The sequence below is a fragment of the Calyptranema fuscum S582 genome, assembly GCF_055793305.1.
The window spans coordinates 1-23,943 of the sequence record NZ_JBSLYH010000030.1 but is presented as its reverse complement, the minus strand read 5'-3'; the positions used below and the strand labels follow the sequence as shown (position 1 = coordinate 23,943).

21 protein-coding genes are annotated in these 23,943 nt (G+C 46.8%); 7 read left to right on the top strand and 14 right to left on the bottom strand.

The genetic code is table 11. The annotated features are described in order from the left end of the window. Window positions 1-6 precede the first annotated feature (6 nt). Window positions 7-768 carry a DUF3865 domain-containing protein gene (locus ACR6Z4_RS19475; RefSeq protein WP_479718979.1) on the bottom strand — a complete coding sequence of 254 codons (762 nt, stop codon included), beginning with the start codon at window positions 766-768 and terminating at the stop codon, window positions 7-9. A gap of 1,035 nt (window positions 769-1,803) precedes the next feature. On the opposite strand from ACR6Z4_RS19475, the gene ACR6Z4_RS19470 reads away from it, so the two are divergent. Continuing rightward, window positions 1,804-2,718, top strand: coding sequence for an MBL fold metallo-hydrolase (locus tag ACR6Z4_RS19470; protein ID WP_479718978.1), 915 nt, complete (start codon window positions 1,804-1,806; stop codon window positions 2,716-2,718). Between the two features lie 271 nt (window positions 2,719-2,989). Here ACR6Z4_RS19470 and galE read toward each other — a convergent pair whose 3' ends face one another. Beyond that, window positions 2,990-4,012 carry a UDP-glucose 4-epimerase GalE gene (galE, locus tag ACR6Z4_RS19465; RefSeq protein ID WP_479718977.1) on the bottom strand — a complete coding sequence of 341 codons (1,023 nt, stop codon included), beginning with the start codon at window positions 4,010-4,012 and terminating at the stop codon, window positions 2,990-2,992. Between the two features lie 382 nt (window positions 4,013-4,394). Between galE and ACR6Z4_RS19460 the strand changes: the two genes are divergently transcribed. From ACR6Z4_RS19460 to ACR6Z4_RS19445, 4 genes are all read left to right on the top strand, one after another. Then, a complete protein-coding gene (locus ACR6Z4_RS19460) occupies window positions 4,395-4,571 on the top strand; it encodes a hypothetical protein (RefSeq protein WP_479718976.1) in 177 nt (58 codons plus the stop codon). Window positions 4,572-5,183: 612 nt separating this feature from the next. Continuing rightward, window positions 5,184-5,753: a sugar O-acetyltransferase gene (locus ACR6Z4_RS19455; protein WP_479718975.1), complete on the top strand. Its 570-nt coding sequence runs from the start codon at window positions 5,184-5,186 to the stop codon at window positions 5,751-5,753. Window positions 5,754-6,239: 486 nt separating this feature from the next. Next, window positions 6,240-8,249 (top strand): amylo-alpha-1,6-glucosidase, encoded by a 2,010-nt coding sequence (locus ACR6Z4_RS19450; RefSeq protein WP_479718974.1) that lies wholly within the window; start codon window positions 6,240-6,242, stop codon window positions 8,247-8,249. Between the two features lie 480 nt (window positions 8,250-8,729). Continuing rightward, window positions 8,730-11,144 (top strand): transglycosylase domain-containing protein, encoded by a 2,415-nt coding sequence (locus ACR6Z4_RS19445; protein WP_479718973.1) that lies wholly within the window; start codon window positions 8,730-8,732, stop codon window positions 11,142-11,144. 288 nt (window positions 11,145-11,432) lie between these two features. Here ACR6Z4_RS19445 and ACR6Z4_RS19440 read toward each other — a convergent pair whose 3' ends face one another. From ACR6Z4_RS19440 to ACR6Z4_RS19400, 9 genes are all read right to left on the bottom strand, one after another. Next, entirely contained in the window at window positions 11,433-12,752 is a 1,320-nt protein-coding gene (locus tag ACR6Z4_RS19440) for a DUF58 domain-containing protein (RefSeq protein ID WP_479718972.1), read from the bottom strand. A gap of 310 nt (window positions 12,753-13,062) precedes the next feature. Continuing rightward, a complete protein-coding gene (locus tag ACR6Z4_RS19435; RefSeq protein ID WP_479718971.1) occupies window positions 13,063-14,013 on the bottom strand; it encodes an AAA family ATPase in 951 nt (316 codons plus the stop codon). Window positions 14,014-14,033: 20 nt separating this feature from the next. Then, window positions 14,034-15,173, bottom strand: coding sequence for a DUF4350 domain-containing protein (locus tag ACR6Z4_RS19430; protein ID WP_479718970.1), 1,140 nt, complete (start codon window positions 15,171-15,173; stop codon window positions 14,034-14,036). After that, window positions 15,170-15,757 (bottom strand): DUF4129 domain-containing protein, encoded by a 588-nt coding sequence (locus tag ACR6Z4_RS19425; protein WP_479718969.1) that lies wholly within the window; start codon window positions 15,755-15,757, stop codon window positions 15,170-15,172. Before ACR6Z4_RS19425 ends, ACR6Z4_RS19430 begins: the two co-directional genes overlap by 4 nt. 325 nt (window positions 15,758-16,082) lie before the next feature. Continuing rightward, a complete protein-coding gene (locus ACR6Z4_RS19420; RefSeq protein ID WP_479718968.1) occupies window positions 16,083-16,487 on the bottom strand; it encodes a bacteriohemerythrin in 405 nt (134 codons plus the stop codon). A gap of 172 nt (window positions 16,488-16,659) precedes the next feature. Next, on the bottom strand, window positions 16,660-16,869 hold the full coding sequence (locus ACR6Z4_RS19415) for a hypothetical protein (RefSeq protein ID WP_479718967.1): 210 nt from the start codon (window positions 16,867-16,869) through the stop codon (window positions 16,660-16,662). Window positions 16,870-16,876: 7 nt separating this feature from the next. Beyond that, on the bottom strand, window positions 16,877-17,752 hold the full coding sequence (locus ACR6Z4_RS19410) for a DUF4388 domain-containing protein (RefSeq protein WP_479718966.1): 876 nt from the start codon (window positions 17,750-17,752) through the stop codon (window positions 16,877-16,879). A 66-nt stretch (window positions 17,753-17,818) separates the two neighbouring features. Further along, window positions 17,819-18,379, bottom strand: a complete 561-nt coding sequence (locus ACR6Z4_RS19405) for a GTP-binding protein (protein WP_479718965.1) — start codon at window positions 18,377-18,379, stop codon at window positions 17,819-17,821. A gap of 249 nt (window positions 18,380-18,628) precedes the next feature. After that, window positions 18,629-19,000, bottom strand: coding sequence for a roadblock/LC7 domain-containing protein (locus tag ACR6Z4_RS19400; protein WP_479718964.1), 372 nt, complete (start codon window positions 18,998-19,000; stop codon window positions 18,629-18,631). A 52-nt stretch (window positions 19,001-19,052) separates the two neighbouring features. Here ACR6Z4_RS19400 and ACR6Z4_RS19395 point away from each other — a divergent pair, with 52 nt between their 5' ends. Beyond that, complete coding sequence (locus tag ACR6Z4_RS19395; RefSeq protein WP_479718963.1) at window positions 19,053-19,205, top strand: hypothetical protein; 153 nt, start codon at window positions 19,053-19,055, stop codon at window positions 19,203-19,205. Here the strand turns inward: ACR6Z4_RS19395 and ACR6Z4_RS19390 are convergent. Together ACR6Z4_RS19390 and ACR6Z4_RS19385 are read right to left on the bottom strand one after the other, a co-directional pair. After that, window positions 19,188-19,415 (bottom strand): hypothetical protein, encoded by a 228-nt coding sequence (locus ACR6Z4_RS19390; RefSeq protein ID WP_479718962.1) that lies wholly within the window; start codon window positions 19,413-19,415, stop codon window positions 19,188-19,190. The genes ACR6Z4_RS19395 and ACR6Z4_RS19390 overlap by 18 nt on opposite strands. A gap of 6 nt (window positions 19,416-19,421) precedes the next feature. Continuing rightward, window positions 19,422-19,976, bottom strand: coding sequence for a protoglobin domain-containing protein (locus ACR6Z4_RS19385; protein WP_479718961.1), 555 nt, complete (start codon window positions 19,974-19,976; stop codon window positions 19,422-19,424). Between the two features lie 980 nt (window positions 19,977-20,956). On the opposite strand from ACR6Z4_RS19385, the gene ACR6Z4_RS19380 reads away from it, so the two are divergent. Further along, complete coding sequence (locus tag ACR6Z4_RS19380) at window positions 20,957-21,322, top strand: response regulator transcription factor (protein ID WP_479718960.1); 366 nt, start codon at window positions 20,957-20,959, stop codon at window positions 21,320-21,322. 21 nt (window positions 21,323-21,343) lie between these two features. Here ACR6Z4_RS19380 and ACR6Z4_RS19375 read toward each other — a convergent pair. Further along, on the bottom strand, window positions 21,344-23,943 hold a 2,600-nt coding region (locus tag ACR6Z4_RS19375), incomplete at its 5' end, for an ATP-binding protein (RefSeq protein WP_479718959.1).

The following is a 23,943-nucleotide window of genomic DNA, read 5'->3' as shown; positions in this document are numbered from 1 at the left end:
CAGACCCTAACAGTTTGATATCAATACCGTTGGGTGTGAATGTTGCTTGACACCAGACCCAGACAAACTCCTAAAGAATATTGCCTCTGCAACTAAATCACTCCACCAATTATCCATCGCCATCATAACGGCTCTAAATCCTGATTCAAAAGCATCAAAATCTTTCGGGGTAATGTATTTGGCAATATTTACTTTAAGTTCTGCTTCATGCTTTGGTTCCCATTGATTCAGATGCATATCGAAAAAATAGTGAAGTTTTTCAGGCAGGGCACCTTCTACCGCCAATTCCAGCACTTGCATCACCAGGGTTAGCTCAGGAATGGATGTTGCCTCGATCGCATAGATGGCTCCCAAGACGCAGGCAGGTTGCCGAGCAAAAATAGTATCCATGGTGGTCAATAGTTTTGCGGTCGCTGCTGATGGGTTTGCGGATTGGATGGGAATGCCTAAACCCATCTCTAAGCCCTCTGCCAGAATGGTGTAGTGAGAAATACCATCTGTATATTTGCCCATTTCGTCGGCAACATTTTCTGCCAGAGCATGGGCAAGATCCATCCATTTCGCTTCGAGTACTTGGTGTTGAGCGACTTCCATCCACAAAACGATCGCTTTAGGGAAAATGGAATATTGCCGAAGAATATAAGCCAACTGGTCAAAGGTGGCACGAGTCATGATGCCTGCGACTGGATTTCTGCGCTCATTAACAGCGGCATAGTCATGCCGCATCGAGTCTGTGAGGGATTGGGCTAGATGCTGAAATTCGTCCATACCCTGAATTCTCCAACTGATTTAATTTGCTTGAGGCTGATCGCGTCAAAACGCCGGATAGCAATTTGAACTAACGTTTTGAACTAACGTTTTGAACTCAACGTGAATCAAAACCAATCGAACACAGGGAACACTCACGACAACTTACGACAACTTACGACCTGCTGATAGCCAGGTAACCCATATTGAACACACTCTGTTTTGCACTTAGCAAATTAAACTTCTTTGAATCTTTAAGATACAGTCGTAAATATATGTAAACTTCAAAATAGATTTAGAAATATTCTGTAAAAGCACTGGAGCATTGACAGTTTGTAGTCCTGAACACCAAGTCCACACCAAAATCAGGGACTAGCAATGCAGCAAAACCGAGGTTTTGCTCTAGCGTGGCGAGGCACAACAAAATTGGGATTTTATCAACTCGCAGATCCTAAGGATCCTCATAAAAATAATTTGACTAACTTTTTTGGGAGAGTGCGGCTCCGCCGCACTCTCCCAAAAAAGTTGTGGCTTTTAATTTTGTAAGGATCCTAAGAAGTTTGCAAAAGTAACTATCGGGATTGCAATATCGAAAATTCGCGATATAATGATATTAAAAGCACAGAATATATTTCCACAGAGTTCGCTAATGCTATTCCATTTGAAATCGTCTGCCGACTAAAACAAGGTTCGTCCAAACACTCCTATGTCATTTTTTCAAGACAATTAGAGCGATCGCAAACCTTATCAAAAGACTGGCTTAAATCTGAGTTAGGGTTTGCAAAAACATCATCTATTTCGGGATCAAATCCTGGTTCAATATCGATAACTAACGATTTCTGGAATAGTCGCTGATATGATGCTTCTTAAGCCTCTATTCGAACAATTGGCGGTGGGATTCATGTCATGATTTTTTGTGGCGCGGGCGACGCCCGCACCACAAAAAATCACTACACTTCTAAGACTGCCGAACAATCAATGTTTCGGATAGGCTCTAAGTCATGCGATAGATACTACCCCCGTAGCTCCATTTACCTCTATCCCCCAGCTATGATTATGACCCCCTCCACTCCAAATCTCCTTCGAGAGCAGATTGATTTTCATTTGGATCATCTGGCTCCAGGCTGTTTGAATGTTCAGTGGATTCATGGATCGATATCTGCCAAACACAATACCGATCCAGACATTCAAGTTCATGCTTACAACGAGCACACCTACATCTTGCGGCAAAACAAAGCGGTGAGTTTTGAAGCCCCATTTATGTACTTGTTTTTAGGTAATGATCGTGCCCTGTTGATTGATACAGGAGCAACAGAATCACCAGAGTTTTTTCCCCTGCGAACAACGATCGATCGCATCATTGACCAATGGTTGCTCCAGCATCCCAGAGAGCAGTATGAATTGGTGGTAGCCCATACCCATTTGCATGAGGATCACGTCAAAGCAGATCCGCAATTTAGCGATCGCCCCGGCATTCAAATTGTTGGGTTAAGCCTGGAAGCCACTCAGGCTTTTTATGGATTTACCCAGTGGCCAACTGAAATCATTGATTTTGATCTGGGCGATCGCATCGTCAAGGTGATGGGCAGTCCAGGACATGAGGAGGCAGAAGTCTCGATCTACGATACCTACACCGGCATTTTAGTGACAGGGGATATCTTTTATCCAGGTCGATTGTATATCCAGGATTGGCAGGCATTTCAAGATAGCATTGAGCGATTGATTGCGTTTACAGAAACCCATCCCATTAGCCATGTCATGGGGTGTCATGTAGAAATGACCCGCACCCCTGGCAAAGACTACAAACGCATGACTACCTACCAACCCAATGAAGTACCACCGCAAATGAGCGTTGCTCAGTTAAAGTCAGTGCGAAAGGCGATCGCAGAAATTAATGGGCAGTTTGGAATTCATGCCTTTAGCGATTACATCATCTTCAATGGCATTCCCGATGGCTACTTTGAAGACTAGTGCTTTGCCAAGTATTTTCTGACGGGTGATGTGCCGCGCTTCGCGCGGCACATCACCCGTTTTAACCGTCAATTTTTGATTGATAGACCACTCGTACATCCACTTAAAAGTTTTAGAGGGGGTGGAGGGGGTGAAACCCCCTCTTGGGGGCGCAGCCCCCACCCCCATGTTGCAAAATTTCGTGTTTGTAATACTAGTGGGAAAGCGGCACAGAATGGCGCTTTCCCACCTATTATCATTCCGGCTGCCTGACCATGGTGACGATCTAGCGTTAGCCGTGCCGTTTTTGATGCCAGTTCCAGGCATGAGTCAAAATTTGAGTGAGATCAGAATATTGAGGGTGCCAACCCAAAATACGTCTGGCTTTATCGCTACTGCCCACCAGTGCCGGTGGATCACCCGGACGGCGATCGCACTCGACAACCTTAATGGGTTGCCCCGTCACTTGCTGAGCTGCTTCAATCACCTGTTTTACCGAAAACCCACTGCCATTACCCAGGTTAAAGACGTCTGTGCTGCCGCCCTTGAGCAAATAATCGACGCCTAACACATGCGCCTTTGCCAGATCGGTGACGTGAATATAGTCCCGAATGCAGGTGCCATCAGGGGTGGGGTAATCGGTTCCAAAAACAGAAATAGAGTCGCGTTTGCCCAATGCCGCTTGCAACACTAACGGAATCAAATGGGTTTCAGGATTGTGGTCTTCGCCCAATTGCCCCTGTGGATCAGCCCCTGCGGCGTTGAAATAGCGAAAGTAAACCGAGCGAAAATCGTAAGCCGTCGTAAAGTCCGTCAGGATTCGTTCGACCATGAGCTTTGTGGTGCCATAGGGGTTGATCGGAAACTGGGAGTGATCTTCCGGGATCGGCACTGTTTTCGGGACACCATAGGTGGCACAGGTTGACGAAAACACGAACGTCTTGACCTGGGCTGCCAGCATCGCCTCTAGTAGCGTCAGCGTGCCAACTACATTGTTGTGATAATACTTAGCGGGATCAGAAACCGACTCGCCCACATAGGCATATGCGGCAAAGTGCATGACAGCGGCGATGTTATGCGTCGCAAAAATCTGGTCTAATAACAGGCGATCGCTCGTATCACCGACAATTAGTTCTACGTTTAGCACCTCTTCTACCAAATCTCGATGACCATAAACCAGGTTATCGAGCACCAGAGGCTGATATCCCGATTGCTGAAGTGCTAAGACGGCGTGGGAACCAATGTAGCCTGCGCCTCCAGTCACTAAAACAATTGGTTTAACGGTTGGTTGCGGTTGTAGCGTTGCTTGTGACATCAAGAGATCCTCTCTACTAAAACCCGTGGAACTGCGTTTTATCAATTAGAATTGCCGCTGTAACGATTTATAACAGTTGAGACCTCAACCCTGTCACCTAACCCGCGTAAAATTTAACGACTTTAGCCAAGTCTTTACCTGTGTGAGGCAGGATTAAGCCGTGCGGATGATATGGTGCCGATTTGGCGCTATGTTTAAAGGTGTGTCTTGATGGAATGAACAAGGTGAATCTTTGCAGTTCTCAAAGATTTGACCTACACTGGTTGGTTTAGAAATTCAAGGCTTTCAGGGGAGGCTACTGATGGAATCGCGCCTTGGTTCGCGTCTCGAAGAATTTATAGATCCCGCAGGATTTAATGAGAAAGCACCTCCAGGCTTTGATATGGCTCTTGCAAAAGACCTGAAAGGGATGCGGAAGTCTTCTCGTCGTCTACAGGAACTTTTTACTCGGTTAGCAGAATTAAACACTGAGTTAGACCATCGTTCATCGTCTCCAGCAGATGAGACAAAATCAGAGGAACAAGATAATGACGACTTCTGGAACCATCTAGAGAATTAAAGTCAAAGACTTTCAAATCGCATCAACCTGGGGCGTGTTTTAAAAACTCGCTAAAAGTTGTTTTTTCATACGCTTCGCGCACGAAAAACATTTAAAGCAAACCCTAGAGTTTTTTGATGAAGTTGGAACGTGCAACAACGCTGCATTTCTCAACCTGATCCCCTGGGTTTTAATTAAGGATTATGAATTAAATTAGATCAAATATAGCAATCCTATTTGATCTGTGAAAATGATTCGGTGTGAAAGCGCCCGCCCGAAGGGCGGGCGCTTTCACACCGGATTTAGGATCGCTATATTGAAATTGTTGGCAGGGGCGAACGGTCGTTCGTCCGTACAACAAGTCTTAAGGATCACAAATTAAATAACCTGTAATTCTTTTTGAGAGAGCGACGGCGGAGCCGTCGCTCTCTCAAAAAGAATTGGGGTTTTATTCAATCTACGATCCTAAGTAGATTTTTTTTCTCTGCGCCCGTTAAGCCAGATATGGCTGAATTCTGGTATGAATTTGGGTGGGAAAACTTCGGTTTCCTGTTCACATTCACGCCCAAAACCAGCCTCGCCTGAGCTAGAGATCAGGGAAACACCGTGCAGACCTGTTGAAAAAAATTAGGCATGAATGTTCCAATGCAAACAGAAAAGCAAAAAATGCTGGCAGGTCAGCTTTATCTGGCATCAGATGCCGAGTTGGTTGCCGACCATCAAGTTGCCTGTCGGCTCTTACGCACGTACAATGCCACAACCGAAGAAGAAACTGAGCAACGGCAACACATTTTGCAGGAATTGTTGGGGCAGGTGGGTGCCCATCCGCAAATTGTTCCCACGTTTTATTGCGATTATGGGCGCAATATTTACGTCGGTGACAATTTCTACATGAATTTTGGGGGTGTAATTTTAGATTGCAACGAAGTGCGGATTGGCGATAATGTCATGTGTGCGCCCTATGTGCAAATTTATACGGCTTATCACCCAGTTGATCCGGCAGTGCGGCTCACAGGTCGAGAATTGGCTGCCCCGATTACCATCGGCAACAACGTCTGGATAGGGGGCGGAGTAATCATCTGTCCCGGCGTCACCATTGGTGATAATACGACCATTGGGGCAGGTAGTGTGGTCACTAAAGATATTCCTGCCAATGTGGTTGCGGTCGGAAATCCCTGTCGGGTTTTGCGAGAGCTGCCTTAAGGTTTTTTGTAGGATGTGTTAGGCGATCGCCGTAACGCATCACAAGCCCCAGAATCGATGCATTACGCTGCGCTAACACATCCTACGCAAGAATCCGGTTTTATTAAATCCACGATCCTCAGGTTGCCATCAGTTGCCGTTTAGGCTGGTTTCAGAAACCTCCGGTATAAATAGCAGAATTGTGGATTGAATAAAATCGAAGATTTATAGCTTTACGCGATTATGTTAGGGTCTGTTTTAAAAGTTGTTTTTTCGTGCGCGAAGCGCACGAAAAAACAACCCTCCTGGCGAATTTTAAAACACGCCTTAGGACAGGTAATAGTTTGAAAACCGTTGCTCCGTGCCGTTTTTCAAACTATTACCCTCCTGGTTCTGAACGCGTAGCACTATATTTCTAAAAACGCGGCAATACTGCGTTTTCTAGAAAATATCCCGGATTTTATTTCATGGGTGATCCACAACATTCACGTGTTATCCAACAGAAATATGACTATTGAATTTGGGCGAGAAATTTGTGGCAATCTCCACACGGCTGAATCAAAAGAGTGGTTAGTCAGCAATGGTATCGGAGGGTATGCCTGTGGCACGATTTCAGGGTTGCTCACCCGACGCTATCACGGCTTACTCATTGCTGCACTAAAGCCACCTTTGGGGCGGACTTTGATGCTTGCCAAGCTCGATGAAACGGTACGTTATAACCAACGTGCCTATCCTCTGTATGCCAACCGTTGGACAGACGACATTGTAGACCCCTATGGGTATCAAACTATCGAACAATTTCGCCTAGAAGGCACGGTGCCTGTTTGGACGTTTGCTTGTGCCGATGCTTTACTTGAAAAACGCATCTGGATGCAACCAGGAGCCAACACGACCTACGTTTCGTATACGCTGAAACGAGCGACATTACCATTGCAGTTAAAGCTGAAAGCTCTGGTTAATTATCGTGATCATCACAACAATACGCAATCCATGGGGTGGAATATGGACATTCACCCCGTTGAGCAAGGTCTTCAAATCACTGCATTTCCAGACGCCACCCCGTTTTATTTATTAACTGACTGGGGCAAAATTTCTGCCGTAAGCGACTGGTATTACGGCTTTGAGTTGTCGTGTGAACGAGAGCGGGGCTTGAGCGATCGCGAAGATCATCTCCATGCGGCTACGATCGAAGCTGTTTTAGAACCCGGTGAATCGCTAACCGTTGTTGCCAGCACCCATGCAGATGCAAACTTAGATAGCAAATCTTCCCTGGAGACCCGTCGTCAGCACGAACATGCCCTATTACACCACTGGCGATCGCACCATCCACAAACGGCTGAAACTGCCCCGGCTTGGATTCAGCAACTGGTACTTGCTGCCGATCAATTTATTGTGGATCGTCCGTTGGCAGACGAACCAGACGGCAAAACCGTGATTGCTGGCTATCCCTGGTTTGGGGATTGGGGGCGCGACACGATGATCAGCCTGCCCGGTCTGACCCTGGTCACAGGGCGACCTGAAATCGCCCGACCGATTTTGCGCACCTTTGCTCGCTATTTAGACCAAGGGATGCTACCCAACCTGTTTCCCGATGCCGGAGAAACACCTCACTACAACACCGTTGATGCGATCCTCTGGTATTTCGAAGCCATTCGGGCATATCACGCGGCTACTGGCGATCGCGATTTAGTTCACGATCTATTCCCCGCGTTGCAAGAGGTAATTGACTGGCACCGTCGCGGCACTCGTTACAATATCCAGCTTGACCCCAGTGATGGTCTCATCTATGCCGGAGAACCCGATGTGCAACTCACCTGGATGGATGCGAAAGTCGGCGACTGGGTGATTACCCCTCGTATTGGCAAGCCAATCGAAGTCAATGCCCTGTGGTACAACGCACTGGTGATTATGGCGCAATTTGCTCGCCTCTTAGACCAACCCGATGGCGATTACAAGCAGATGGCAGAGCAGGCAGTCAATGGGTTTAATCGATTCTGGAATCCGTCCGTTGGCTATTGCTATGATGTGTTAGATGATCCGGCAGGCAATGATCCATCGTTTAGACCCAATCAAATTTTTGCCGTCTCTCTTCCCAACATTGGCATTCAACACGCCATTCCATTGCTAGCCCCAGAGCAACGGCGTGCCATCGTCGATGTCTGTGGGCGCGTCTTGCTCACCTCCTATGGGTTGCGATCGCTCGATCCAGGAGACCCACAGTACCGGGGGGTCTACAGCGGTGACCCCTTACATCGAGATGGTGCTTACCATCAAGGCACTGTTTGGGGGTGGCTGTTGGGTGCATTTGTGCAGGCGCATCTCCGGGTGTATAACAATACCGCGATCGCTCGTTCGTTTTTAGACCCTATGGCTCAGCACCTCCAGGCAGCGTGTGTCGGTCATCTCAGCGAAATTTTTGATGGCGATTCACCGATCACACCTAAAGGTGCATTTGCCCAGGCATGGACGGTAGCTGAAGTGCTGCGAGTGTGGCATCTACTATCAGAATCAAATTGATAAGCAAACCTAATGATAATTGACGAGAGAGTGCGCTAAGCTTTACTTTGTTTTAAGCTATTTAACTAAATCTGCTAAAACTTTGTTTACGGCGATCGCGATTTGAATAAACCTGTAGTTATCCCATTCTTTTGTCACCCTGAGCCTATTCAAGTAGGTCGAGGAGCTATCCCTTTGGGGGAAGAGTTTCTAGACTTCTACTAAAGGCTCAGAATCAGAGAGAATTGATCATAGGCGATCGCCTCGTTAATAACAAAGCTCATCGACAGGCAACTGAGATTTCCGCAACTGAGGGTGTAGACCGTTCCGATGGTTTGATAGGAAACGATTAAGGAATATCACTATTCCTGACCTGACGATGACACTAGTTTTGGATACGTTTGTAACCTGGTTGATAGATTCCAGATCTCAGATCTGGGCTGATTGACCCCGAAGCTAGGAGTATGCAATGGCTTGGCTTTTTGTGTGTGAGGGGCTGAAGTGACAGACTTTTTTTCTAAGCTCAAGACCATAACGCATGGGTTGGACGCTTCTCGGTCGGCTAATCCTGCTTCTGAGAAAGCAGACGTTGTTAGCTCAGAGCCGTCGCCACTTGCTTCTGATACCACCAGGGCTGAGACGGTTTTACCCAAGCCACAGACGACACAACCTGCCAAAACAAAGGGAAAACCCGTCCAGTCCGCAAAGCCACCGCAATGGATCCCGCTCTACCGTCAGTGGTGGGCTTGGGTCGTTATTAGTGTTGGTGCCGCCGCCGCTGGTGGAACTATTGCAACGGTTGGGCTGATTGATAGGGTTGAAAGTGAGCTGCCCGATAGCTCAGAAGTGTTGACCTATGTTCGGGATGGAACCCTGACGATCAAAGCTGCTGATGGCACCATTTTGCAGCAGTTGGGGCCAGCCACACGCGATAAGTTAAACCTTGATCAAATTCCAGATCAGTTAATTGATGCATTTATTGCGTCTGAAGATAAAAAGTTCTACGAGCATAACGGGGTTGACTATTACGCGATCGTCCGGGCAATCCGCGCCAACCTGACCGCAGGTGAAGTGGTAGAAGGTGCCAGTACGATCACCCAACAGCTGGCTCGGATTGTGTTTTTAGACCAAGACCGCAGTCTAGAACGAAAATTGCGGGAAGCCTTGCTCGCCCAAAAAATCGAACGAGATCTCAGCAAAGACAAGGTATTGGAGCGATACCTCAACCTGGTGTATCTAGGTTCGGGGGCATATGGGGTAGCAGATGCTGCCTGGATTTATTTCAGTAAGCCCGTTGATCAATTAACCCTGTCAGAAATGGCGATGATTGCGGGGATGCCACCTGCCCCCAGTGCGTATTCGCCATTGGTCGATCTGGAAGCGGCTCGCCAACGGCGCAATATTGTATTGAGTCGGATGTTGGAAGTCGGGTACATTACTCAGGCTGAAATGGATCGGGCGATCGCCGAAGCAATTACGCTCAAGCCCAGCCAGCCTCGCAATTTATACAGCGATGTCCCTTACTTTACGTCTTACATCCAGCAACAATTGCCAGAGCATATTTCGCCGGAAGACCTCGAAATTGGTGGGTTGACCGTCGAAACGACGTTGAATCTGAAATGGCAGCAACTGGCTCAAGATACGATCAGAAACGCGATCGAAAAATACGGTCCGGGTCAAAGTTTCAAACAGGCGGCGATAGTTGCCATCGATCCGCGGACGGGCGAAATTAAGGCAATGGTCGGTGGAAATGACTTTAATGAAAGTCAATTTAACCGAGTGGTGCAGGCGCAACGCCAGCCCGGTTCAACGTTTAAGACGTTTGTCTATACAACGGCGATCGCAGCAGGATTTTCTCCTAACAAAACCTATGTCGATGCTAAATTTGTTGTCGATGGCTATGAACCCCAAAACTATGGGCGAGGCTATCGCGGTACTGTTAGCATTCGAGATGCATTGGTTTCATCAGTCAATATTGTGGCAGTCAAGACCCTAATTGATGTCGGATTTCAACCCGTCATCGATATGGCAAAGCGCATGGGCATCGAATCTGAGTTGGTTCCCGCCTACTCTATGGCATTAGGGGCATCAGAAGTGAACCTACTAGAGATAACTAGCGCTTATGGGACGTTGGCAAACCGGGGCAACCATGTGAAACCCCACGGCATTGTCCGCATCCTCAACCGCTACGGCGAAGTCATCTACGAGGCAGACACGAAGCCAGAGCGTGCCGTAGACGAAGATACGGCTGCCATTATGACCTCCATGCTACAGGGGGTTGTCCAAGGGGGAACGGGAACTCGTGCCCGACTGAGTGGCAGACAAGTTGCAGGCAAAACGGGTACATCCGAACATCGCCGCGATCTCTGGTTTATTGGTTATATCCCTCAAGTGGTAACAGGAGTTTGGCTAGGCAACGATGACAGCCGACCCACCTGGGGAGCCAGTAGCACCGCGGCTCGGACGTGGTACGACTTTATGAGTCAGGCGGTTGAAGGAATGCCGGTTGAAGAATTTCCTGATATGCCACGTCTACAAGGTCGGGAAGGCTCCATTGAAGCACAGCCCATCAGACCTAGACGTGTTAGTGCTTCCTCTGCATCGAGTTCACGTCAAGAAGAACGTGGGACATCTTCGTCCCAAGAGCGGTCTGAAGAGAATAGACCGTCGCCTTCGAATGAGGATGAGCCTAGAAGCCGTTCTAACAACGACGACTCCAACGGGTCGGGCAATGGCAATAGCGGCTCAGGCAATAACGAACCTGCTGCACCACCCGAAAATGCAGCCCCACCACCCCCACCGGAACCACCCCCACCGCCGCCGGAACCCGCACCACCGCCGCCACCCCCAGCCCCAGCTCCACCCCCAGCGGCTCCACCGCCACCCGATCCAGCCCCACCCCCCTCAGAAGGATAATCAACTTCCTACGTTTCAGCGTCTCAACTTTTTAAAAAGGGGTGAAGGGGGCGCTGCTCCTTTCACCATAAACGGTATCTGAAACAAGATGATGTGTTGAAAAGTGGCGCGGAGCGCCACTTTTCAACACATCATCTTGTCCCAATAAATTGCATCAGGCTGGTACTGACACCGATTTAAAAACCAAATAGGGAAGATATTTTTTGAGCGGCGCGCGGCGCGCGCCGCTCAAAAAATATCTTCCCCTAAGTTAATTTAAATTGAGTATGAGATTCTGGAGGACTGGTATTACAGTAATCCTCTGGCTTTCAGCCGCAGGTACTGATCGACCAATTGTTCTGTGATCTGGTTAGCAGGGGCATCCAGTACTAATGCACCTTTTTGCTTTAACTTGGCGAAGGCTTCCTGCCGCTGAGCTATTAAATCTAATGCAACAGCGCGGGCATACGTAGACGCAACGTCTTCAGTAGGATTGTGAGCAATGCGATCGATTTCTGGATCGCGTAAGGTGACGCAGAAAGGTAAATAGCGAGGTGTTAATCGTCCCAATGCTGCCAGGAGTTCTGCGGAGGCAGTGACATCAATAATATCGGTAATCATTACGACCAGGGCTCTGCGGGTTTGTTGGTTCACCAGAGTCGTGATCGCACCAAAATAGTCGGGTTCTAACAAGTCGGGTTGAATGGGGGTGAGACGCTCCAGGAGTTTGGGTAACTGGAGTTGACCGCGTTCGGGTGGAATCCAGGTATGAATTTGGCGATCGAAAACGGCAACCCCAACGCGATCGCCACGACTAAGCCCTGCCAATGCCAGCGACAGTGTTGCATTCAGCCCCCAGTCAAATCGTTTTAGTCCTTGCACTTGAGCCGTCATCAAACGCCCTCGATCGAGCAAGATAATCATTGTTTGCTCTTGCTCTGGTTCTAACACCCGAATTAACGGACGACTGCGCCGCGCCGTTGCCTTCCAATCAATCAGCCGTGGGTCATCTCCAGTGGCATATTCTCGCAATTCTGTAAATTCAGTGCCAATCCCCAATCGTTTTGCCTGACGCATACTGCCCGCCGATTGTAGCGTCAGCCGGATCGACAATGCGCGTAACCCCAATAGATCTGGATAGACAGCAACAGTTTGGTGTTGCGGAATCGTCCAGTTGCTCCAAACCAAACCCCAGGGACTGAGTTGCCGCACTTGAATAGTGCCCCACTGAAATTCGCCCCGTTGCGTTGGGTGAATCGTATAGGTCAGTTCCTCGGTGCTGTCGGCAGATAATACTGTTCGCAGTTGACTGGTCGAAACGCTCATCTCCACAGGATAGCGATCGCAAATGATCACCTCTGCTGGATAGTGCCCTGCCTGTACCAACAGAGTTACCGGGTTATCTCGACCAATCGATAATCGCTCCAAAGGATGGCGAGAAACCTGTACCCGATATGCCTTACCCCGTATACCATCGATCACTGCTAAAGCTAAAACAAAACAATCAAACAACACCAGCGCCGCTGCTATGGCATATAAATAGGCATTGTCTTGTAACACCCACGCAGAGATAGGGGCGATCGCCAAACCCAGCAATAGTAGCCAGTAAACTCGACGGGACGGAATCATGGTTAAAGGCTAATAGATAAGGAACTTGCGTGAAAATAAAATACCTGAGATGCGTTACGGCGATCGCCTAACACACCCTACGAATAGGGATATTTTGCTGACAAACCCCTACTAACATTAGTTTGCCTTCATCCCTTCACCTCTTTACCCCTTCACCTCCTCATCTCCCCTATCTCCCGTTCGACTACGCTCACGGCAACGCCCATCTCCCCCACCTCCCCCACTCCCTTCACCCCTTCACCCCTTCACCCCTTCACCCCTTCACCCCTTCATCCCTTCACCCCTTCACCCCTTCACCTCCCCACTCCCCCTACCTCGGTACTGCCACCTGATTCAGCAAAGCACTAATTACGGATTCAATTCGCACACCATCTAACTGAGCTTCCGGTCGGAGGATAAGGCGATGGCGAAGCAACGGTGGAGCAATCGCTTTGACATCATCTGGGATAACGTGATCGCGTCCGGCAAGCCACGCGTAGGCTTTACTGGTTTGCAACCATGCCACAGCCGATCGCGGAGATGCACCTAGAGATAAATCGGGATGTTTACGAGTACGGTGAACCAGATCCAGAATGTAGTCCAGAATGCTGTCTTTTACCGTGATCTGCTTGACCTGTTGGCGTGCCTGAAGAATTTGCTCGACCGAGGTCAAGGGGGTGAGTTTGGATAGATCGAGCCGTTTTGCTTGAAAGCCAGATTGGCTATTTAACAGCATTTGTTTTTCGGCAGTGGGATCAGGATAGTCCACCAGGAGTTTGAATAAAAAGCGATCGAGTTGAGCTTCGGGGAGGGGATAGGTACCTTCAAATTCGAGTGAATTTTGCGTCGCAATCACCCAAAATAAATCCGACAATGGCATACTTTCCCCGTCCAGCGTCACCTGCTGTTCTTCCATGGCTTCGAGCAAAGCTGCCTGGGTTTTGGGCGGAGTGCGATTAATTTCGTCCGCTAGCAAGATTTGAGTGAAGATGGGTCCTTTTTTGAGGGTAAAGCTACGACTATTCAGGTCAAAAATGTTGGTTCCCAAAATGTCGGCAGGCAGAATATCGGGAGTCAGCTGAATGCGTCGAAAATCAGCTTGCACCAGACGTGCCATAACCTTAACCAATAGCGTTTTACCCGTACCCGGTACCCCCTCGACAATCACATGACCACCCGACAACAGGGCAACCAATAGTTGCTGCACCAGGCTAGACTGCCCCACAATGACTTGATTGAGAGCTTGGGTAAGACGACCAAAAACAGGATTTGATTCTGTCATAACAACGGGTAATGAATACGTTAGTGGGGCAGGTGTTGGTGGACGGTCTGGATTTTCCCAATCCAGCCTAGCAGGTCTGTTTCACTCATGCGTTGCTTGCGCCAGTAAGGACGTAGCAATTGTTCTAATTCTGCGGCAGGGCGACCTGTTTGTCTGACCCAGGCGTCTAGCAAGGGTTGGGGTTCGAGCAGGCTAGAACCTAAGCCTAAAGCTTTTTGGATATGGAGTTGTTCTTCTTTGCCAAGCAGATCTACAACAAATTCGCTACTCTCCGCTTTATGGAGAACCGTTGCCAGGGCATCTATATAGGCTCGACTGTTATTGGGCGTAGGGGTCGTGAGCGGTGCAGGGGAACCCAACCGTTGATTTTCGGCAATCAACACTACTGTAAATAAGAGACTGAGTTGGATGGCGACAAGCAGCAGTGGAGTTTTCGCTAGATACCCAATCCAGTTTTGCTGATCCGCTAACGGATCGGACTGGTCGTCGTCATCGGGTTGGGTGTAACCGTGAATATATTCATCAACCCACAGTTCGGTGCCATCTTGGGCGACGATCTGCGCTAGAAACTTGAAATTTCCAGGTTCATCCTGATACGCATTGGCAGCAAAATAGTAAGGCACAATGTAAATGACGGCACCGTTGTCTTGAGGAATATGCTGGGCGATCGCTCCAAAGTCATCTCCTAAAAGCGTTTTGGCACCATCTGGATCGGAAAGCCGTCGCCGAGTTTCGACCTTGACCATGCCAACATCGGTATCATGAGTTGTCCTGAAGTTAGCTTTACTGACGGGGGCATCCAGCCCTACTATCACCAGACGATTTCCCTGACTGAGCCAGTCTTTTTCGGCAGCTGTCAAAACGGGTGAGACTTGGGTGCTAAAGACTCGCAGTAAGGTGATCGGTTTTTGGACAGTTGCCGGATCTGGTTGGAACAGATCCTCGATCGGACGTTGCCATCGTTGTACAGGTGTGCCCTGGTCTTGCATAAAGGCATACCAGGCACCATACCCATCGGGGGCACGGCTGTAGGTAGAACCAACTCCGCGTTCGGTATTGGGTGCCAAAAATAGGGTTATGAGGATGAGGGCGACCAATGCGATCGCACTATTGCGCAACCAGGGATTGTTGAACCTGAGTAGGCGATCGCTGATCGTCATTCTGCTTCAATCTCCTGATAAGCCTGCTGACACCGTTGAAACATCTCGGCAGAAATGGCTGCATCACTAAAACACAAGCGCTCATGGGTGGTGATCAGCACTTGGTAAGGACTGGGTTTAGGAAATGTTTGGATAAGCTGTAGAAATTCCCGATCGGTCAGGCTGGGCTGATGGGGCAACCGTTTTGTGTCGTTTAAGCGTTGCACCATTGCCATATATAGCACTCGGCACGCCTGCGCATAGTTTCCCTGTCGCTGCAAATCCTGGGCTCGCCGTAGCCATTCTGATACGGTAATCGACTTTTTGGGTTGCGATCGCGTTGGCTGGGTAGAGTTACGCTGTTGATTGGAAAACTGAGACATATAAGGTCTGAGCAACTGCACCAATTGCCAGAGCAGCCAACTCGAAACACCGATCAATAAGACCCAAAATAAGGTTTGGAGTAACCACGGAGGAAGCGACATATCAAGTCTTTCCGCCGGATCGGTACTGCTAAACTGTAGCTCGATCCATTCGTTGATCTGCCGCCCAAACTGCTGCAATTGCCAGTCTAAATTAGTTTTTTGGTATGACGCTTTCGGCATCCGGTGAGAACCAATAGGGCTGAATCACAGTCAGCTTAACCCCAATGATAATCGGAGCTTTGCTGTTTTATTCATAGCATGAGCGAGTTTGGATATGAATATAGCGATCCTAAGTCAGTTGTGAAAGCGACCGCCCAAAGGGCGGTCGCTTTCACAACTGATCATTTTCACGAATCATGGGTCACATCTTCATATAGAAACGGTTGTGAGAGCCGCACCCCGAAGGGGTGCGGCTCTCACAACCGTTTCTATTCGGACATAAATTCGTTTTTGGAATCGCAGGTGCAGGAGATACTACCCTCTACATCTGTCATGGATTCTATATTTAATGCGATCGAATGCACTGCCCAATTTGAGTATCAATTTTGAGAATGTGGCTTACCAACCAATCGCACAGCTCCTGATAAATCTGTCGAGCGACTTCTTCGCTAGCATCGCTTTGGCGATACTGATCATGCAATTTCCCAAATGTTTCAATAAAGTGGGTATGTGCTTTTTGGTTTGTTTCTGCGATCGGACATTGATGTTTTGCAGCACATTTTTCTTCATGGTCAAAATGCCATTCTGCATAGTATTTAAGAAATACTAAAAGCTTTTTGATCGCAGTTGCGCCTTGTTGATGTTCGATTGCTTCACCTAAATCATTAGTTGCAGCAATTAACTCTTTATGGTGCGTATCAATCATTCGTACACCAGTACTGAGTGAATCATCCCATACAAATGGCTGCATAGTTAAGCTTCCTTACTAAGTTTATGGTTAGCGTCCGGCTTGAGATGTAAGCGTGGCGCATGATTGTATCCTTACCTGTGGGCTATGTCTCACCACCCTGATTTGGATAACCGCGTTGAACTGTAGTACAGAGGTGTATCGTTCATTCGTACTACTTTTGGGACTAATAATTTTATTTAGACGATTGATTGGGCAGATTGGTAAACTCGACAATTAATACAATGGGTAGCAAGGTCGCCATCCAAACGTTATAGTTCATAACTTGTATCAGCAAACAGTAAGATGTTAGCCAAATTCCAAAGATCAGAATCAGTGGTTCTGTGAGAAACTCCAGCAATTCCAAAATAGTTAGCAGCACCCTGGCAACGGTTGATCCATACATGGGCGATTTAAACCTTCCCTTTCAAAAAGCCAACAAGGTTATGCAAAAATGATTGACTCATTTGCGCCGTCGCCGCATTTTCAGTGCTTTGACTCATGCTCTGAGGAGAGGCAGTTTCTGTCATGGTTTCTAAATCAATTGACATTTTCGGTGCTTCGGTAATCAATGGCATTTCTTCTGCCAACCCCGACACCATTAACCGAAAAGCAATCTGCTGCACTTTATCAATCGGTAGCTGAAGTTGTTTAGCGATCGCACTGATCGAAACGGTGCCACTTGTATATTCCCAAACTTGCCATTCGGTCTGATTGAGGCGGAGTTGCGGTTTGCCATCAATGGCACTGATTAATGCGGATGCTGGATCGGGCAACTTATCCGCTAATGCAGACCAATCTTTGAGGGCTCTAAGTCCCGCCAGGGTGACTTCGGTAGCAGGGGCACTTAACCCCGTCATTTCTGCAATCGGCAAGGGTGCTTTGGCATCAAACTGAAACCAGCCATCTTTGAGGGCAAACAAGGCACACACCTGTTGCATAACTTGGGCATAAAACAACAGCTTTAATTGCTCGGCATTCAACACACCTTGAGACTTGAGACACAACCCCATGGGGGTATCTGTCGCACAAGACTGTGCCAGTCGAGATGCTGCGCGATCGCCCAACCACCCCCGGCGATTGATCAACCGCAGTAACCCCTGGTGATCAAGCAAGCTGCTGGCAGCTACAATGCGACCGCTGTTAAACCAAATGTTGTGATTGTGTCTGTCTCCCGCATCAGTATCTCCCAAACTACAAATGCTGAGTAACCCAACCTTGTTGCCTTGCTCTAAAAATTGAAACAGTTCTGCCAAAGAGAACTCTGCCAAGTATCCAGTAATCGTCATATCCTTATCTCCCTGTATTCGACCGATGACTTACAAAATGTTGAGTGAGTAGCGAGTGATTTAGCCCTAAGAATATAACGTACTACATTGAGCTTTCTTTTCTTGAGCAGAGTGTTCGATCAGGTGAATAATAGTTTGAGCAACAGAAGCCGCTTCATTGGGATCGACGCTGACAATGGGGGGACTGTCAAAGGGATTAGGATACCCTAAAGCAACGCCGACATTAACCGCTTCCCAGGCACCTGGACAATCGACATGGGTTAACCCAATAATCATGGGAACTTGCGATCGCTGCTTCATAAACGTCAGGATGCGTCGAGCATAGCGGAACTCGCTAGGACGATGGGCAGCAACTAACAAAACATAGGCATGGGCTTTGCGAATCAAAATATCCCACATAAAATCAAATCGAGATTGACCGGGGGTGCCATAGAGATGCAGTGCCATGTGTGGACCAAATTGCAAACGCCCGAAATCAAAAGCAACAGTTGTTTTCTTTTTGAGTAGCTGGGTTTCATCGGTGGCACAGCGATCGGTATCGACAACTTCAATCTCACTGATGGTACGAATAAAGGTAGATTTTCCGGCTCCTACAGGTCCAGTCACGACCAAACGCATAATTTCCATTGAGCTTCACTCAGTAATTATTAATGGATGGGCGTTTTCAATAACGGAATGTAGTGGAAGATGAAAGTGAAGCTTTCAAATACCAAAATATCCCTGAAATTAGTAACGCGATGAATGGGCTTAATACCTCTTTGATTCAGTAAGATTGCCTTTGATAAACAGGAGTTTTACGTGAACCCGTCTTGCAAGGAGCCTTACGATAGAAGTTGAGTGGCTACGCATGAATAGTTTGGGATAGAAGCTTATGGGTTAAGCCAAAATCTGCTTGAGTTCAGAAAGAGCCCGTTTGATCTCTAGCATCAGTAAACCCTGTTTCGCAGATTGATTAGCAAGTACCAAAAATACGGCATCTTCGCCACAACTGGTCAAAATACCATAGCCCTTATCTCCTTCTACAAAAATTCGGTCAATGCTGCCTCTAGCCAATTCGGAGCCAATGCGCTCTCCCAGGGATAACATTGCCGCAGACATAGCAGACACCCGTTCTTCGTCCATTCCACCCGGAATGCTGGCAGCCAATGGTAAACCATCGGGTGTTACCAGTGCTGCACCTTGCACATCATTGGTAGAGGTGACGAAGTTTTGCAGGATGCTACTCAGTTTTTCAGTGCTAATTGCCATTTGAATTTCCTTCTTAGAATACGAGTGAGTAATGCGAAACAAGTAATGCGAGATGAGTCATGTGAGCTATCACTTTTTAATTCGCCTGACGCTTGCCCGGTCACGGATACTTTTTTTCCAGACGGCAATGAAGCTTTCTCTACCTGCTTCATGCGATTTGGCTGAACAAAAAGGAGGATTGCGATCGCTAGATGGGTTTCTGTGACTCTAGTAAAGAATGAAATGCCAGATCACATAAATTTTTGGTAATGTCTGCGTTGGCTCGACTACTTGCAATAGCAGACAGTTCGGTGAGTCTCTCTTTGAGTTCTGCTTCAACTCCAGCAACAAAGTCTTGAAAATAAGGACGGCTACAAAAAACGGTTAACTGTGGACAAACGGGCTGCTTCAGGGATGCAAGATGAGAAATAGGCATGACCCCTTACATGGCTCCTGCACCCGATGAGATCAAGCGTCTAAACAAGCCCTCTGTCCAGCCGGTTTCCCGCAATACGGCGGCTGAAGAAACTTCGATATAGGCTTGCTCGATAAAGGCTAGATCAATCATACAAATTTTACTGAGGGCATCGCGGAGAGCTTCCGGTTTACCATCCGTTTGCGATCGCCGACTCATTTCTTGAACGACAATTGCCATTGCAGGCACAACATGTTGAGGTCCAATACCAATGCGAACATGAATCAGACCGATTTTCCAGCGACAATCAGCATAATTATTATTCCAAGCATCAATGCCAGTAAACATTTCATGAAACCATTTGATAAACGTTTCATGCAAACGATGAATTCGTCCTTCAGAAGCATTGAGAATCGCACTCATTTCTTCATCACGCCCTAAATAGCCGTAAAAGTGATCTGCCATCTCTGATGCAATTTGCAAACCCCAATCTGCATTAGCTTGTAAAAGAGATTTGTCTTCAGCACTAAAATCGATTCGCTTCGCCATCTTAGACATGAATGTATGCGGTTCTAACGCCATAGGTTTAAGCTCCTTAGTAAAGATTTAGTTGCGTGTTCGCTTGTTTGCTTAGCCTATTTGTAGCAACCTATAGACGGCTTCAGTATGGGATGAATACCTAAAATCAGCTTTCATGGTTGAATGGCTGAAAACAGTCCGGTTTTGTGATCAAGTTTTGCGAATAATGTCATACCACCTTGCTAAAACTCCACAGACTGAGTGAGCAGATTTTTAAGACAAACGCATCAAATTAGAGACACTTTCTTTAAGGAACATAAACGCATTGACTGATCCCCAACGCCCAGCCTGGAGCAACAAATTGCTACAGACAGGACGAGCAAACACGCCCACGGTATAACAATCACACTATTGTTTATATATCTTGATTGCGAAACTCAACATATCTTCATGTTGAAAGATTAAGACGTATTTACTTTTTGTTGTTTTTTCAGCGTCCATTCTCTGACGGAACCGTTAACTTTTTTAGGTCGGATCAGAGGTTGATTTCATTTTTATTAACCAAAAAACTCTGCGAACGCTTTTTTGGAGTCGTAAATCTACTGATGATTTGCTATAACTTCCTTAAAAATTCGACTTTAAAGTTGGTTTAAAGGAGATTTAGGGTATTTTGTCTGATGTAATTCGTCAAATGAGCGAAGTGCTTTGCGCATTAAGGCGTAAACGGATCTCCGTATTTTGCTTACCCTACGGCACAGGCTCTTTGAGATTTGCTATTTAATATTGGTTATCGATTTAAAGAAGTTGGCATCATGCTATATAGCGATCCTAAATCCGGTGTGAAAGCGCCCGCCCGAAGGGCGGGCGCTTTCACACCGGATCATTTTCACAGATCAAATAGGATTGCTATAGCAGTCTTAAATGAGTTGTAAGATAAGCGGGTTGCAAGAGGTGCACCCCGACAGGGTGCATCTCTTGTAATCCATTCAGGATTGCTATGTTTCCCACAGTCTTTAGAGAATTGGTGCAACGGGGGAATAATAATGGCGAAAGTTGTTTTGATTGCTGATGATGAGCCTCAACTACGGTTATTGGTAAGAAGTGCGATTGAAGATGAGGGGTATGAAATTTATGAGGCAGAGGATGGTCAGCAGGTTTTAGATTTAATCGAGCAAGTCGAACCTGATTTGTTTCTCCTGGATTATATGATGCCAAAGTTAGATGGTATCGCTGTTTGCAAGATCCTGCGTGCCCATCCTACGTTTAGCGATCGCCCCATCATCATGCTGACGGCAAAGACTCAGCAGTCAGACATTGTGTTAGGCAAAAAATTTGGAGTTAGCTCCTACCTCATCAAGCCCTTTAGTCTGACAGATCTGACCCTATTGGTTGAAAAATTACTTACCTAAAACAGGGCTCACTTGAAAGTGCTAAACCAAAGTTTGGACAATCATTTGGATTAGGGTTTCCACATTCGCCTTTTCCTTATGAACTAACAGAGCCATTCGATCTTTCAAATATTTCTTTTCATCAACCGATAAACTGGCTCCTGTGACAACCAGAACAGGTAAGTCCAAAGCTGATTTGTTCATTCTTAGTTGTTTAATGACTTCAAAACCATCTAAATCAGGCATGAGCAAATCAAGGATCAGTAAATCGGGCATTTCCTCAGACATGAGTGCTAGGGCTTGCCTGCCATTTTCAGCTTCCACAAAACTTAAATTACCGTCACAAGCAAACCCTTCAATGACCTGGTGGCGAAAATCGGCATTATCATCGGCGATTAATATGGTCTTACCCGATAGATCAGACAAGTGATATGAGATAGTGTGGGACAATAAATCAAAAGAAATGGACTTAGGTAAGTAATCTGCACCCTTAAAGGCCAGTCCTCGAAGGTTGGGTTCTGTTGACAGTGTAATTACCATTACAGGGATGGAAAATATTTTGGGATTGCTACGGCTCCTGAGAGCAATCAAAAAATCCCACCCATCCATATCTCCTGCCAGATGAATATCTAAAATGATTGAACGAGGTAAAACCTGTTCCAAGACTTTGAGGGCTTCTTCTGCATGCGCTGTAACATGTGTGGTTAAACCGATCGCTTCCAATTGATCTTGCAAGAGTTGGGCAAAACTCGAATCATCTTCGACAATCAAAATATCGAGTGATTGAGTTGGCGATCGCTCTTGAAAATCGATAAAAGTTGGCAATTGAGCTTTGGGTAAGGTAAAGGAAAATGTACTACCTACACCAGGTTCACTTTCTACCGTAATCGTACCGCTATGGGCTTCAACGATCGCTTTTACCAGAGAAAGCCCCAACCCTGTTCCGCCGATTTTACGAGTTGTCGCATTATCCGCTCGATAGAACTTGGTAAACAATTGCGCGATTGCGGTTGCCGGAATTCCAATCCCTTCATCGGTCACACGAACTTGGATGTCTTCTTCCTGCTCACAGACAGAAACTTGAATTTTGCCAGAGTCAGGAGAATACTTCACAGCATTGGAAATCAGATTAGACAATACCTGACGAATGCGATCGGCATCTGCCCGAACCAGAGGTAGTGACGCAGGTATATCTACATCAAAAGCATGTTGCCGATGGTTGGGAGCAAACAACAAAACAACTTCGTGCAACAGGGATGAAATATCAATTGCCTCAAAGTAATACGTTTGACTGCCTGACTCAATCCGTTGAATATCAAGAAAGTCATTAATCAGATTGGTTAGTCGTAGTGTTTCATTAAAAATAATGGTTAGATACTTCTGTTGTTTCTCAGGAGATAATTTTTTTCGAAGTAATAATTCAGTAAACCCTCGTAAACTAGTGAGCGGCGTTCGTAACTCGTGATTGACAGTAGAAATAAATTCATTTTTAAGTTGTTCGACTTCTTTTCGTTCTGTGATATCTCGCGCTACACAAAATATTAGCTGCTCAGGCTCCGACCAGATGGCAGACCACATCAAATCGACATCTGTCCCATCCTTCCGGCGATAGCGATTCTCAAAGCTTGAAACAGCTTTGCCTGCAATAACATCGGATGCCGCAGCCAGACTTTTTTCCAGATCTTCAGGCACAACCAGATCCATGTAGCGGCGACCAATTAATTCTTCAACCTCATATCCCCAAAGCTTAAAACAGGCAGGGCTGACATCGACAAACTGACCCTCTGCATTGATAGAGCAAATCGTATCAAGAGAATTAGTAATCAGCGCTTTTTCTTTCTTGGCAGCTTCTTCGAGTAAACGGTTGGCATGGTGGAGTTGCCTTTCTCGTTTCACAATTTGTTCGGCAGTCATGTGAAGCGCGCGATCCAGTTGGCTGATTTCATCTTCTTCAGCCGATAAATCTAGTAACGGTTGTCCTTCGGCTAAGCGATAGGCATTGATTTGCAAGTGTTGTATCCGGCGAACAATACCAACACTATAGAGACGATGTGCGATAAAACCTCCCGCAACACCAATTAGCCCGGCTAGCCAGAAAACAAATGTAGCGATTTTTTTGTAGCTTTGGACGGTGTAATTGCGTTGCCGCAAGAGTTGGTTTTCACTCTGAATGAAATCATTTAATTGTTGTCGGATGACTTCAGTTTCTATTTGATTTCGTTTGAGCAATTCATTCAGTTGAGCTGCATTTATAGACGGCTCCAGAGTTCTATCTATCTGCACAATTTGATGGGCGATCGCCAGTTCTTGTTCAACTAAAGTTTTGATCTTTTGTAATCTTGCAGTTTGAGTTGGGTTGTCATCCACTAAAAATGACAATTCTTTTAAGGAATCCGGCAAATTAGAGAGTGACTGATAATAAAGCTGCAAAAATTCCAGTTCTTGAGTTGCGAAATAACCTTTAATTCCGATATTTACATCGCTCAATGTATGGGAAATCCGTTCGGCAGTTAGCTGAACTTCTTGTGTATGTGTAACCCACCGTTCAGCCTGATTCAGCTGTTGTTGTAAGAGAGCAAATGCCATCAACGTCGTCACAAGGCAGGTAATCGGAATGGCAACGACCGCTGCTCCTTTCGAAG